This window comes from Phaeospirillum tilakii, from assembly GCF_042683125.1.
GTDB lineage: Bacteria > Pseudomonadota > Alphaproteobacteria > Rhodospirillales > Magnetospirillaceae > Phaeospirillum > Phaeospirillum tilakii.
Genome location: NZ_JBHUIY010000006.1, coordinates 38,551 through 50,783 on the forward strand (window position 1 = coordinate 38,551; position 12,233 = coordinate 50,783).

Genomic DNA, 12,233 nt, shown 5'->3' on the forward strand with positions numbered 1-12,233 from the left:
CCTGCCCAGGACTATACCAAAGGTAATAGACACAAGGCAGGGCGTCAAGGCCTGAGACCGGGCAAACACCCGATGACATCCCCGACGGGGGAACAGGAAGGCGACAGGCCCCCCCAACCCGAGGGGAGACGCGGCGCCGTCAGGGGGCGAGGCGGAAGCGCCACGCGCAATACCAGCCTTCGGGATGGGGGTCGGGCGGACAGGCGATGCAACTGCATTCGAGGCGGGGATCGATGGTGTGGGCGAAGCTGGTATATTCGACCACCCCGGCCGACTTGCAGGGATAATCGGGCAGGCCCTTGCGCCGCCGCGCCGACTGCACCCGGCAGTCGCGCATCCACAGCACCACGCTGCCGTCGGGCTCGATCTCGATCTCCTGCCGGTTGATCGCGGCGTAAAGGCGGTGGCGCAGCGCCTCGGCCAGCGCCGCCGGGCCGCCCCCCTCCTCCAGCCCCACCAGCGCCTTGATCCGTGCCGCCTCCAGCGGCGAAAAGGCCGACCAGCAGCCGTCATTGACCGCCTTGGCCGCGTCCATCCCGGCGCGCTGTTCGACCGCCTGGAACCACACCCCGTCGGCGGCCAGCCAGATCACCGCCAGGGCGCGCAGCAGTTCCTCCCGCTGGGCCGGCGCCAGCCGCAGCAGCGGCTCGGGCAGGCCGTCCGGGCTGGCGAAGCCCAGCGTCCGCCCCAGTCGGTCGAGCAGGATCGGCAGCAGCCGGTCGCCGGCCTCCTGCTCCATCGCCAGCGCCGGCTCGATCCCGAACCGCTCGACCGCCCCGGCGAACCACAGGCCGTAATGCACCGCCAGCCGCCGCACCGCGTCGAGCGCCGCCCGCGCCACCGCGTCGGCCTCCTCGCCGGCGGGAGCGGCATTGTCGGCGGGAACGGGAGCGGCGGGGGAAAGCTGTTGCATCGGTCACCTCGAATGGCTCAACTCCTCCCACGGTAAGGGAAGGTCGGATGATGCACAACCAGTCAGATGCCCGCGCGGCACGGGGGGCCGCTACCGCGCCGCCGCCAGCGCCATCAGCACCGCCAGACCGGCCAGGGCCTGGACCAGCGCGCCGCCGCTGACCCGGCGCAGGCCCTCGGCGGCGCGGAAGCCGGCGAGATGGTTGGCCAGCCAGAAATAGCCGTCATTGACATGGGGCAGCGCCATGCTGCCGGCCCCCACCGCCAGCGCGGCCAGAACGCGGCCGTCGCCATCGCCGAGGCCGAGCGGGGCCAGCAGCGGCTGCATCATCCCCGCCGCGGTCAGGGTGGCGGTCAGGGGCGAGCCCTGCAAGGCCCGGCTGACCAGGGCGATCAGGAACGGCACCGCCAGGGCCAGACCGGCCGGCAGGCCGGCGCCGAGGCGCGGCACCGCTTCCGCCACCACCACCGCCATCCCGCTATTGTGCAGGATCATGCCGAAGCCACCGGCGGTTCCGATCGTCAGCACCAGCCCGGCACTGACGGCGAGGCCCCGGGCCAGCGGCCCGTCTTCGCCCAGCAGGCCGCGCCGCCAGCCGCCGAACAGCAGCAACGCGCCGCCCAGCCCGACCCAGGCCAGGAGCATCGGCCGCCCCGCCCCCAGCAGGTTCTCGCGGATCGGGCCGCCGCCGAACGGCTCGGCGGCGATCTGGCCGAGCGACTGGGCGATCAGCAGGGCGATCAGGGCCAGGGTCAGCAGCGGCAGGGCAAGGCCGGCACGGGCCCGGGGCGCCGCCGTCCCCGCCGTCTCTGCCATCGCCGCGCCGGGCGGGCCGCGCCGGGCCAGCAGGATTCCGACCGCACCCTGGGCCAAAGCGGCGAGCAGGCCGAACAGCAGACCGCGCCGCCAGTCACCATCGAGGATGGTCAGGGCGGCGACCGGCAGCGGCGCCGGCAACAGGCTGCCCTGAGCGGCGTTGATCATGGCGGTGGCGGTCAGGGTCAGCCGGGCGCGGGCGATGCCGGCCGCCCGCAGCAGCGGGGCCAGGATCGCCAGCGCCGCCACCGGCTGGCCACCCAGCCCGGCGAGCAGGCCGAACAGAGCGATGCCGGCCTGACGCGCCCGGGGCGACAGACGCGGCGCCAGCCACGCCCCGGCCCCGGCGGTGGCGGCCCATTCGGCCAGCATCGCCCCCACCGCCACGGCGAGGCCGGCGGCGGCGATGGCCTGACCGAAGCCGATGCCGAACTCGCCGGCGGTCCAGGGCGGCGCCCCGCCCTGCATCACCCCATAGAGCCCGGTGGCGGCGAGCAGGGCGAGCAGCGGCATCACCAGGGCTTTTTCGGTCAGCACGGCGACCAGCGCCACCGCGAGCAGCAGATAGACGGCATTCCATTCGAGCAAGGCGGCGTTCCCTTCGCGGCGCGGAGCGGGTCTTATACCCTGTTTACGCCAGAATCCGAATTTGCGGGCTCTGCCCGCGCCCGCTGGGGCCTTGAGGCCCCAGACCCCGGAACATTTTGAGTCTCAACAAAAAAGAAGGAGGTCCGGAGCATCGCTCCGGGTGGGGCCGGGGCGGCAGCCCCGCGAAGGGATCCCCGGTTTTGGGCATGAACGAGGTATATCATTGCGCCCGGCCGGCGAACAGCCTACCAAGGCGGCGACGATTCCCCGGAGGTTCCGCCCCGCATGGCCCACCGGCCCGCCCGCCGCGCCATCCTCGCCGCGCTCGCCGCCCTGCCGCTGTGGCTGGCCGCGCCCGCCCCCGCCGCGCCCGCGCCCGATCCCGGTGCCGGCCTGATCGCGGTCGAGGGCCGCCACCTGATCGCCGCCGACGGCACCCCGTTCGCGATTCGCGGCATCGCCCTGGGCAACTGGCTGATGCCCGAGGGCTACATGTTCAAGTTCAAGCGCCACAAATCGCCGCGCGCCATCGCCGGGGTGATCGAGGCGCTGATCGGCCCCGACGACGCCCGCGAATTCTGGCGGCTCTTCCGCGACCGCTACGTCACCCGCGCCGACATCGCCCTGATTCGCCGCGCCGGCTTCAACACGGTGCGGATCCCGTTGCATTACGGCCTGTTCCTCGACCAGCACGACCCCTACGGCGCCGATGCCGACCAGCCGCCGAGCTTCGGCGGCCCGGGCTGGGCCCTGCTCGACCGGGTGATCGGCTGGTGCCGCGCGGAAGGGCTGCGGGTGATCATCGACCTCCACGCCGCCCCGGGCGGCCAGACCGGGGTCAATCACGATGACGGGGTCGGCTATCCACTGGTGTTCTACGTCCCGCGCGAACAGCGGCGGACCGAGGCGCTGTGGGTCGAACTGGCCCGCCGTTATCGCGGCGATCCGACCGTGCTCGGCTATGAGCTGCTCAACGAGCCGATCTCGACCTACAGCGACCTCGACACCCTCAACCCGGCGCTGGAGCCGTTCTACCGCCGCCTCGCCGCCGCGATCCGCGCGGCCGATCCCGACCACATCCTGTTCCTGCCGGCACCGCAATGGGGCCAGACCATCGGGGTGTTCGGCCCGCCCTTCGCGCCCAATCTGGTTTACGTCTACCATCAGTTCTGGTCGACCACCGGGCCGGAGGCGATCCAGGACTACATCAATTTCGCCAACCGTTATCAGGCGGCGGTCCTGGTCGGCGAGGCCGGCGAGGCGACCGACCAGTGGAACGACGAATTCCGCCGCCTCAACGAGCGGTTCGGCTTCGGCTGGAGCTTCTGGACCTACAAGAACCTCGACACCCCCTCGACGGCGGTGTCGATCGTGCCGCCGCCCGGCTGGGACCGCATCGCCCGCGCCGGCTCGATCGCGGATCCGACCCCGGCCAAGGTCGGGCTCGACCGCGCCGGAGCCAAGGCCATCCTGTGGGCCTATCTCGACGCGCTGACGCCCGACCGGGCCCGGATCAACGCCTGCTATCTCGATTCGCTGACCGCCGCGACCCTGCCCGCCGCCTGCCGCGAACGGCCCCAACCGTAACCGCGTACTTCAGACGCCAAAAACCCCGCACGGGGAGGGGCGTGCGGGGCTTTGTATGGCGATTTGGCTTCGGTCTGCGGGCGGGGAGTTCAGGCTCGCCCCTCGACCGGGAAAACTGTCTGTCGAGTCGTGAAGATGATGACTCTCCGGCCTTTACCGCAGGATGGAGGCCAGATGATTTTTTGTTAATGCCGCAGGATCAAAAAAAGGCTTGCGCCCCCCCTCGGTTACGGTTAGGTTTCGCCTCCCCGCCGGACCTCACGGCCCGGCCGAGCGCCCGTAGCTCAATTGGATAGAGCATCAGACTACGAATCTGAGGGTTGGAAGTTCGAGTCTTTCCGGGCGCGCCATTGAAGGCCCCAGCGGTTAAGCCGCTGGGGCCTTCGCCTTTTCCGGAGCCGGAGCGGCAGCCCCGCAGAGAACGAAAAGATCCCGGCCGATCCAGGATGACCCAAAGTTAAAGCCCCGCACGAGGGTGGGGCGTGCGGGGCTTTGACTTCTACATGGCTGATCCGGTGTCGGGGCGGGGAGTTCAAGCTCGCCCTTATCCGGGGGTATCGTCTGTCCGATGAGAAACATCCTGCCCCACCCCGCCTTACCATCAGGTGGAGTGAAGGTGATTGTTTTGTAATGACTCAAAATAGCTAGGGGTATTGGCTCCGGATACGGCGCCCAGGGGGGGCCTTTGACCGGGAGCGCCGACCACGGCAGACTGAAGGTCGGTTCGGCGGCAAAAGGCGAGGCATGATGTACGCGGTTGACGGTAAAGACGAGATCGTCGAAATCGAGGACCTTCCCCTGCCGGCGTCGGGAGCGCCAATGCCGCTGATCCTGGCCGATGACCAACACCTTATGCTGGGCTACGAAATCGCCCCGGGTGGCGAGGAACTGGCGGTGCTGCGCTTTCCTCACTCGCTCGCCCATTTCTTCGGTCCGCCGAACGAGGAGAGCTGGCGGGGGCATCCGCTGGCACAACGCGGTTTGACGCCCGGTGGGGTGTACGAGGTCCGCCATTCCTCCTGGTGTCGTGCCCTGGAGCGGCTCAACCGCGTCCATCCCCGGCATGACCCGCGCCGCTACGACCGGTACCGGCATTTCGTGTTCGCCTTTCATGACGAGACCTTCGAATGTATTGCCGAAGAAGTGGTGCTGGCGGCGACGTTGTCGAACGGGGAGAAGGCCAGGGCCAGCCTGCTGGCCGTAATGGCCGAGATTCTGCGCTGAGAGCCGAGCGGCACCCGCCGCGCTTGACCGCGCCGGCCGGCTGGCTCACTTTCGGGCGGATTTCCCCATCGGCATGGAGCGGCGCGGGCGGATGTACACCGAAAGCGACATCGACGCGGCGGTCGCCGCCGGGGTGCTGACCCCCGAGGCGGCAACCGCCCTGCGCAGCTTTACCGCCCAGCATCGCGCCGGGCCGGCCGCCGACGAGGAGCATTTCCGGCTGCTGTCCGGCTTCAATGACATCTTCGTCGCCATCGCCGCCCTGCTGATGCTGGTCGCCGCCGGCTGGCTGGGCGGGCGGGTCCTGCCCGGTGGCGGCGGGCTGGCCGTCGCCGCCCTCAGTTGGGGCCTGGCCGAGATCTTCACCCGCCGCCGCCGGATGGCCCTGCCCAGTATCCTGCTGCTGCTCGGCTTCGTCGGCGGGGTGTTCACCGCCGCCGCCGGACTGGTCGCCCCGACCGCCGCCGACTGGTTCGACAATCCCGACCTGCGGCTGGCCGGCTGCGCCGCGCTGACCGCCGGCGCCGCCTGGCTGCACTGGCGCCGCTTCATGGTGCCGATCACCTTCGCCGCCGGCACCGGCGCGGTCCTGCTGTCCATCGCCATCCTGCTGCTGTCGCTGTTCCCCGCGCTGCGCCACGCGGGCATGGCGTTGCCGCTGCTGTTCACCGGCGGCCTCGCCACCTTCGCCCTGGCGATGTGGTGGGACGGGCGCGACCGGCTGCGGGTCACCCGCCGCTCCGACGTCGCCTTCTGGCTCCATCTCGGCGCCGCGCCGCTGATCGTCCATCCGATTTTCGCCAGCCTCGGTGTGCTCGACGCCGAGGGGGCCGAGACCGGCGCCGCCGCGATCGCCCTCGCCACCTATCTCGGCCTCGCCGCCGTCGCCCTGGCGGTGGACCGCCGCGCCCTGCTGGTGTCGGCCCTGATCTATGTGTTCTACGCCATCGGCACGCTGTTCAAGGCCGCCGGCACCCCGGGCGCGACCTGGGCGCTGGCCGCGTTGCTGATCGGTTCGGCCCTGCTGATGCTGTCGGCGTTCTGGCAGCGCGCCCGCCGCCCGGTGGTCAGCCTGCTGCCCGCCGCGTTGCAGGCCCGTCTGCCGCCGCTGGCCTGAGCCGACCCCGTCAGCAGGGGCGGACCACCCGCAGCCCGTCGAGCTTGACCCCGGCGTCGGCCAGCCAGTGCAGCAGCCGCAGCAGGCGCGCCGTCACCCGGGTGCCGGCCGCCACCACCAGCCCGCCCGACGGGTCAAGCAGGTTGCGCGCGATCACCATCCCCTCGCGCAGATCGGCCAGTTCGACCGCCTCGCCCGGGCCGAGGTTGGTGTCGATCAGCCCCCCCGCCACCATCCATTCGACGTCGATCGCGGCATAGCGCTCGGCCGGCTGGCAGTCGCGCTCGCTGCCGAACAGTTCGGTCAGATGCCGCCGCAGCACCGCCGCCGAGGTCGGCTTGGACAGGAAGGCATCGACGTCGAGCACCACCGCCGCCGCCACCAGCACCAGCACATCGATGCCGGTGACCATCATCACGATCACGTCATGCGCCACCGCCAGCCCGCCGCTGCGGATCGCCTTCAGCACCTCGATGCCGTTGACCCCCGGCATGTTGAAATCGAGGACCACCACCCGCAGTTCCGCCGCCGCCGGCTCGGCCAGCAGCGCCATCGCCTCGTGCCCGTCACGCGCGGCGATGATCTGCGGCTTGCCCAGCTGGTCGAACAGCTCGGCGGTCAGGAAACGCGAAAACGCCTCGTCATCGGCAATCATCACCACATCGTCGGCGGAGAGCAGAGGGGCGTCGGTCGTATCGGTCATCATCGGGATCCCGCTTCAAAGGAAGATCATGCCTATCGACCAGAGATATGAATCGGCTAGGCCGAATAACAGGGGTGGACGACGAATCCGGCCCCGCCGCCCCGGCGGCGGGCCGGCGCGATAGCGGTTGACTCGTCTCCGGGCCTTGCCGCAGATTTGCCCGGCCCGGACCACCCCCGGAGCAGTCACGATTGCTCCGGCGCCGATAAGTATTTTCCCCTAGACTTTCCATTCCGGCCCGACGACTTCCGCCCGACCCGACCGGCGCGCCGCTTTTCTTCGGCCGGAGGGAGGCGGCGGAACCGGGCCGGCCGTTCTCTTCCCCTTCGTCCGCTCCGTCGAGGCTTTTACCCCCATGACCCATTTCGGCTTCCCGACCGAGACGATCCTCGTCTTCCTGCTGGTGATCGCCTTTTCCCTGTTCATGGACCTGTTCGCCCACCGCAAGGCCAAGGAGATCTCGGTTCTCGACGCCTCGCTGTGGTCGGGCTTCTGGGTCGGGCTGGCGCTGGCGTTCTACGCCTATCTGTGGATCCGGTTCGACCGGCAGTGGGCCGACCTCTACCTCGCCGGCGTGGCGCTGGAGAAATCGCTGTCGATCGACAACATGATGGTGTTCATGGCGATCTTCGCCTCGTTCGGCATCAAGGGCGCGTTGCAGCACCGCATCCTCTATTGGGGCATCCTCGGCGCGCTGATCTTCCGCGCCCTGTTCGTCGCCGCCGGCACCGGGCTGTTCCTGCTGACGCCGTGGGTCGGCTTCATCTTCGCCGCGATCGTGGCGTGGTCGGCCTGCAAGATGCTGACCGCCCGTGGCCATGCCGAGGAGATCGCCGATTATTCGACCCATTGGGCGGTGCGGCTGACCGGGCGGGTGATGCCGATCTTCCCCCGCCTGCACGGCGAGCGCTTCTTCGTCTCCCGCGCCACGGTCACCCGGCTGGCCGAGGCCGATCCGTCGCTCGGCGCCCTGGGCAAGGCCCGGCTGTTCGCCACCCCGGCCTTCCTCTGCCTGATGGCGATCGAGGCCTCCGACCTGATGTTCGCGTTCGATTCGGTGCCGGCGGTGATCGCGGTGACGCAGGAGCCGCTGCTGGTCTATGCCGCGATGATCTTCGCCATCCTCGGCCTGCGCTCGCTCTATTTCGTGCTGGCGGCGCTGACCCGCTATCTGGTCCACCTGGAAAAGGCGGTGATCGCGCTGCTGTTCTTCATCGCCTTCAAGCTGACGCTCCAGGCGGGCGAACATGTGTTCGGGTGGGATTTCCTCCACATCGACCCGCAGGTCAGCCTGCTGATCGTGCTCGGCACCCTGGCGCTTGGGGTGGTGGCGTCGCTGCTGTGGCCGGGCCAGGGACGCGACGCCGCGCCCGACCGCCACGGCTGAAGCGGGTCCGCCGGGCCCCTGGCCCGGCGCGGAGAGCGCCGAGAGGCAGAGCCTCTCGGCACACACCCGTTCCGCCCGCCAGAGCGGATTCACTCTCCAGGATCCTGCGATCCTGGCGCGATCCGCTCCTAGCGCGCCGGCCCGCCCCAGCCGGGGCCGTAACCGTAGCCATAGCCGCCGCCATAGCCACCGCCATAGCCGCGATACCACTGGTCCGGGCCGTGCCAGGTGTAGGCGACCGGATTGTCGATCATCGGCTTGATCTTGGCCACCGCCGAGGTCGGCAGGGGTTCGGTGGCCAGGGTGGCCGGACCGTCGCCGCTGCGCGAGAACGGCACCACCGACACCGTCAGGAAGCGGCCGTCCTTGAAGCCCTGGGTGCGCAGGTAGGTCTTGCCGTTATAGACGTCGACCCCCTTGTTGGCGCTCCACAGGCTGTGCTCGGTCCCGGTCAGCAGGGCGGCGCTGAAGCGGCGCTGCCACGCCTCGGTGACATAGACGATCTGCTCGTTGTCGCTGGTGGGGTGATAGCGGCTGCCAAGATGGTTGATCAGGCTGACCGAGTAGCCCGGCACCATCGCGTGGGCCTCGTCGGTGACGGTGACTTCCAGCGTCTGGCCGCCGGCCTCGCCGAGGGCGCCGGTGATCAGCGGAACATCGGTCTGGAGGCTCGGATCGACCAGCGAGGAATACAGCACCTGATTGACCGTCTCGACCACCGGACGGGTGCGCGGATCATAGGGATTGGCGATCGGCTCCAGCACCTGGAGCGACCGTTCCTGGCGGTTGTAGACGGCGATGGTGCCGACCAGGGCGGTCAGATCGTTCTGATAGCCGGCGGCCGGCACCGCATCGCGCAACTCGGCCGGGGGGACCAGATTGACCGGCTTGGCCTCGCTGGCGAAATGCCCGCCGGCGCAGCCTCCGAGGGTGGGCAGCGCGCAGGCGATCAGCGCGGTGATGCGAAAATTGTTCATTGGTCTTCTCCCACATCTCTTGTTCGGCGGGGGCGCGCGCCCGGTGAGCGGCGGCCGCCTGCCGGAAGGATCAGTAGTCGAACAGGATCTCGACGCGGCGGGCATGCCCGTTGTCGGACGGCCCCCAACCGGACCCGGCGCGGGACTCGGTCACGGCGGCACTGCCCCCCAGCCGCGACAGCTCGGCCGCCACCGCGCGGGCGCGGGCATCGGCGAGGCGGGCATTGGCGACGGGCGACCCGGTGCGATCGGTGAAGCCGACCACCCGCACCACCTTGGGATTGAGCGCCTTCTGGTCGGCCACCACCTGCTTCAGCCGCTCGACCGAATCCGAGGTCAGCCGGCTCGACCCGGTGGCGAAGAACACCGCATAGCCGTGATAGCCGTAGCCGCCCCAGCCATGGCCGCCCCAGCCGTAGCCGTAGCCGCGATCGCCATAGGCATAGCCGCCATAGCCGCCCCGGCCCCAGGCCAGACCGGCCAGGGCGATCTCGACCCGGCGGTTGCGCTGCTCGGCGACGTTGGCGCCGGTGGCAACGGCGAGATGGCTTTCGCCCAGGGCATCCTCGCTGATCAGCCCGGGCGGCACGCCCTTGCGCACCAGTTCGGCGGCGACGACGTCGGCCCGCTGGCGCGCCAGCCGCAGATTGAGGTCGGCCGAGCCCACCGTGTCGGTATAGCCGGCCACCGCGACGAACGGGGCGCGCAACTGGGCCTGGGCCGCCGCCGCCTCGGCGACGGTCTGGGCCGCCTGCGGGGTCAGTTCGGCCGAGCCGAGCGCGAAGGTCACCACATAGCGGCGCTGGGCCTCGGCGACCTGCTCGCCCTTGGCGCGGGCCTGCTTGAGGATCGGCTCATGGGCGAGGAAGGTCGAGCGGCACGAACCGTTGGGCCGCCCCTCGGATTCCTGCTCCAGCCAGCAATCGAACGCCACCTGCACCTTGGCGGTGGCCGCCGGCACCCGGTCGGCGGCGCCGCCGGCGAGATAGCCCAACAGGCGCTCGTGCGCCGCAGCCAGCTCCGGTCGCCGCGCCGCCGGCACCGACCATCCGGCCGGATCCTCGGGCGCCACCACCTCGCCGGCGGCGACGCGCTGCGCCTTGCGGGCGGTGGCGGCGGCATCGACCCACTCGACCTCGCTCTGAACTTCCGAACGGGTGTAGGCTTGATATTCCTGGAACAGCGCCCGGGTGAACGGCGTGCCGCTTTCGGCACGGGACCCCAGGACATCCTGGACGTCGGCGACTTCATCAGGAAGCGCGCAGGCAGCCATGGTCGCCGCCGCACAAATTCCCGCCCATTGCACGATGTTCTTCATGTCCAGCTCCTTGCTTGACCGGAATTACGTCCGCATCGACTTACCGTCCTGACATTCTGGTTGTGGTCCCCCCCGTTTTCCGCGCGCGCCCGGCGCCCCTCGACGCGATGCCCGGACCCTCCGTGGCAATAGAGATATGTCCCATGGCATGGCAGTTCTGTGCCTTGATAATACCCTTCGTAGGATATCTGTCCAGACACGGGTTGGTTTGCTGCATAAGTGAATAGAGCGCATAGGCCAATCACCCTAGGCCAATACTCCCAGGGCGGATCAAAGCCGTGCGCACGCGGCGCGGGAGACGCGCCGAGCCGGTTCTAGAGAAGAGGAAAAGGGAGGGTCTGGGGGCGCCAGCCCCCAGGCGGGGTGGCGGGGCGGCAGCCCCGCCAGAAACGCAGGTATTATCCCAGGCGCGGCCCTTGGCCTCAGACGCCCGGCGACGCGGCCGCCCGGGCCTCGCGCTTGGCCAGCAGACCGTCGCGCACGCTGACGACCATCAGACCCAGGGTGAGCAGACCGGCGATCAGTTCGACCCCCTGCAGGACGAGGAACAGGGTCGAGCCGGCCTGACCCTGCTGGACCAGGGCATCGAGGGCAAGGGTCGCCGGCAACAGCACCACCACCGCGACGGCGACGATCAGCCGCAGCCGGCGCCGCTTGCGCGCGGTGATCGGGCCGGGCCGGCCATAGCCGAGGCGCAGGCCGGTGGCGGCGGTCAGCATCGCCGCCGGCACCAGCAGGAACAGAGACCACACCGCCACTTCCTTGATGAACACCATCAGTTCGGTGTCGGCGAACAGGCCGGCGGCGACGGCGGCGCCCCAGATCAGGGCAAACAGGCCGAGCGTGACGCGCGCGACCAGCGGATGAAACAGTTCAGCGAACAACATCGGGTCGGATCCTTCGGCAGCGTCCACCCCTGGTGCCCCGGCGGGGCTGCCGACCCGCCAGGCGCGGCGGCAGTATCGGCGCAGCGAGGGAAGGCACGCAACCCCCGCCGCACCGGCCGGAAGCATGGGCCGGCCGGCCTCAGCCGCCCGGCGGCTGGTCCCGACGCCGGCTGTATTTGAGGAAACAGATCGAGACGACCATCACCAGGATCAGCCCGCCCAGGATCACCAGTTCGATCATGGTGGACTGGAGATAGGCCTGATGCTCCGGGGTCCATTTGCCGCCCTCGGTGACCTGGGAGGATTGCAGGGTGATCGAGAGGATGCGCCGGATCGAGGCGATCAGGCCGACCACCAGGAACGGCTCGGCCACCAGCGAGCCGGAGCGGAAGGATTCGCGCACGGTGTGGAGGATCTCGACGATCATCAGCACGAACAGCAGGCGGTCGATGGCGACGATCAGATGCTCAACCTGGCCGAACTCGGCGACCGCCCCGAACAGGGCCTGGCCGGCGGTGCCGATCCCGATCAGGATCGCCACCGCCAGCATCAGCCCGAGCACGATGTAGGCAATGGTTTCGAGCCGGTGAAACGCCCGGGTGGCGAGAGCGACCAGGGGGGTGGCAGGGGGAGCGTGATCAGGGGGAGTCATGGACGTGTCCTTCCGAGGAAGCGGCAACCGTCCCGATCATCCGTCACCCGCCCGCCGCTGTCCA

At 69.8% G+C, this 12,233-nt stretch carries 11 protein-coding genes and 1 tRNA gene; 5 read left to right on the forward strand and 7 right to left on the reverse strand.

Features of this window, described 5'->3' with window-relative positions; genetic code table 11:
- Positions 1–139: 139 nt before the first annotated feature.
- Positions 140–913 carry a DUF6125 family protein gene (locus tag ACFSNB_RS04645; RefSeq protein ID WP_377314870.1) on the reverse strand — a complete coding sequence of 258 codons (774 nt, stop codon included), beginning with the start codon at positions 911–913 and terminating at the stop codon, positions 140–142.
- Between the two features lie 90 nt (positions 914–1,003).
- The gene (locus ACFSNB_RS04650) at positions 1,004–2,317 is read right to left on the reverse strand and encodes a GntT/GntP/DsdX family permease (RefSeq protein WP_377314871.1); all 1,314 of its coding nucleotides are present in this window, start codon (positions 2,315–2,317) and stop codon (positions 1,004–1,006) included.
- A 285-nt stretch (positions 2,318–2,602) separates the two neighbouring features.
- On the opposite strand from ACFSNB_RS04650, the gene ACFSNB_RS04655 reads away from it, so the two are divergent.
- The 4 genes from ACFSNB_RS04655 (at position 2,603) to ACFSNB_RS04670 (ending at position 6,245) form a co-directional block, all read left to right on the forward strand.
- Complete coding sequence (locus tag ACFSNB_RS04655; protein WP_377314872.1) at positions 2,603–3,904, forward strand: glycoside hydrolase family 5 protein; 1,302 nt, start codon at positions 2,603–2,605, stop codon at positions 3,902–3,904.
- Positions 3,905–4,177: 273 nt separating this feature from the next.
- A tRNA-Arg gene (locus ACFSNB_RS04660) sits at positions 4,178–4,254 on the forward strand.
- Positions 4,255–4,648: 394 nt separating this feature from the next.
- A complete protein-coding gene (locus ACFSNB_RS04665) occupies positions 4,649–5,128 on the forward strand; it encodes a hypothetical protein (protein ID WP_377314873.1) in 480 nt (159 codons plus the stop codon).
- A 91-nt stretch (positions 5,129–5,219) separates the two neighbouring features.
- The gene (locus tag ACFSNB_RS04670) at positions 5,220–6,245 is read left to right on the forward strand and encodes a hypothetical protein (RefSeq protein WP_377314874.1); all 1,026 of its coding nucleotides are present in this window, start codon (positions 5,220–5,222) and stop codon (positions 6,243–6,245) included.
- A 10-nt stretch (positions 6,246–6,255) separates the two neighbouring features.
- On the opposite strand, the gene ACFSNB_RS04675 is transcribed toward ACFSNB_RS04670, so the two are convergent.
- Complete coding sequence (locus tag ACFSNB_RS04675) at positions 6,256–6,948, reverse strand: response regulator (RefSeq protein WP_377314875.1); 693 nt, start codon at positions 6,946–6,948, stop codon at positions 6,256–6,258.
- A 355-nt stretch (positions 6,949–7,303) separates the two neighbouring features.
- Here ACFSNB_RS04675 and ACFSNB_RS04680 point away from each other — a divergent pair, with 355 nt between their 5' ends.
- Complete coding sequence (locus ACFSNB_RS04680; RefSeq protein WP_377314876.1) at positions 7,304–8,335, forward strand: TerC/Alx family metal homeostasis membrane protein; 1,032 nt, start codon at positions 7,304–7,306, stop codon at positions 8,333–8,335.
- Positions 8,336–8,463: 128 nt separating this feature from the next.
- Here ACFSNB_RS04680 and ACFSNB_RS04685 read toward each other — a convergent pair whose 3' ends face one another.
- The 4 genes from ACFSNB_RS04685 to ACFSNB_RS04700 all read right to left on the reverse strand — a co-directional run bounded on the left by ACFSNB_RS04685 (position 8,464) and on the right by ACFSNB_RS04700 (position 12,169).
- Positions 8,464–9,312 carry a hypothetical protein gene (locus tag ACFSNB_RS04685; RefSeq protein ID WP_377314877.1) on the reverse strand — a complete coding sequence of 283 codons (849 nt, stop codon included), beginning with the start codon at positions 9,310–9,312 and terminating at the stop codon, positions 8,464–8,466.
- A 70-nt stretch (positions 9,313–9,382) separates the two neighbouring features.
- A complete protein-coding gene (locus ACFSNB_RS04690; RefSeq protein WP_377314878.1) occupies positions 9,383–10,630 on the reverse strand; it encodes an OmpA family protein in 1,248 nt (415 codons plus the stop codon).
- 422 nt (positions 10,631–11,052) lie between these two features.
- Positions 11,053–11,517 carry a hypothetical protein gene (locus tag ACFSNB_RS04695; protein WP_377314879.1) on the reverse strand — a complete coding sequence of 155 codons (465 nt, stop codon included), beginning with the start codon at positions 11,515–11,517 and terminating at the stop codon, positions 11,053–11,055.
- 139 nt (positions 11,518–11,656) lie between these two features.
- Complete coding sequence (locus tag ACFSNB_RS04700; protein ID WP_377314880.1) at positions 11,657–12,169, reverse strand: phosphate-starvation-inducible PsiE family protein; 513 nt, start codon at positions 12,167–12,169, stop codon at positions 11,657–11,659.
- Between the last annotated feature and the right edge of the window lie 64 nt (positions 12,170–12,233).

Bases quoted from the DNA above. Each gene is read 5' to 3' on its own strand.
- ACFSNB_RS04685 (WP_377314877.1), bottom strand. From the start codon at position 9,312: ATGAACAATTTTCGCATCACCGCGCTGATCGCCTGCGCGCTGCCCACC.
- ACFSNB_RS04695 (WP_377314879.1), bottom strand. From the start codon at position 11,517: ATGTTGTTCGCTGAACTGTTTCATCCGCTGGTCGCGCGCGTCACGCTC.
- ACFSNB_RS04655 (WP_377314872.1), top strand. From the start codon at position 2,603: ATGGCCCACCGGCCCGCCCGCCGCGCCATCCTCGCCGCGCTCGCCGCC.
- ACFSNB_RS04645 (WP_377314870.1), bottom strand. From the start codon at position 913: ATGCAACAGCTTTCCCCCGCCGCTCCCGTTCCCGCCGACAATGCCGCT.
- ACFSNB_RS04665 (WP_377314873.1), top strand. From the start codon at position 4,649: ATGATGTACGCGGTTGACGGTAAAGACGAGATCGTCGAAATCGAGGAC.
- ACFSNB_RS04675 (WP_377314875.1), bottom strand. From the start codon at position 6,948: ATGACCGATACGACCGACGCCCCTCTGCTCTCCGCCGACGATGTGGTG.
- ACFSNB_RS04670 (WP_377314874.1), top strand. From the start codon at position 5,220: ATGTACACCGAAAGCGACATCGACGCGGCGGTCGCCGCCGGGGTGCTG.
- ACFSNB_RS04680 (WP_377314876.1), top strand. From the start codon at position 7,304: ATGACCCATTTCGGCTTCCCGACCGAGACGATCCTCGTCTTCCTGCTG.
- ACFSNB_RS04690 (WP_377314878.1), bottom strand. From the start codon at position 10,630: ATGAAGAACATCGTGCAATGGGCGGGAATTTGTGCGGCGGCGACCATG.
- ACFSNB_RS04700 (WP_377314880.1), bottom strand. From the start codon at position 12,169: ATGACTCCCCCTGATCACGCTCCCCCTGCCACCCCCCTGGTCGCTCTC.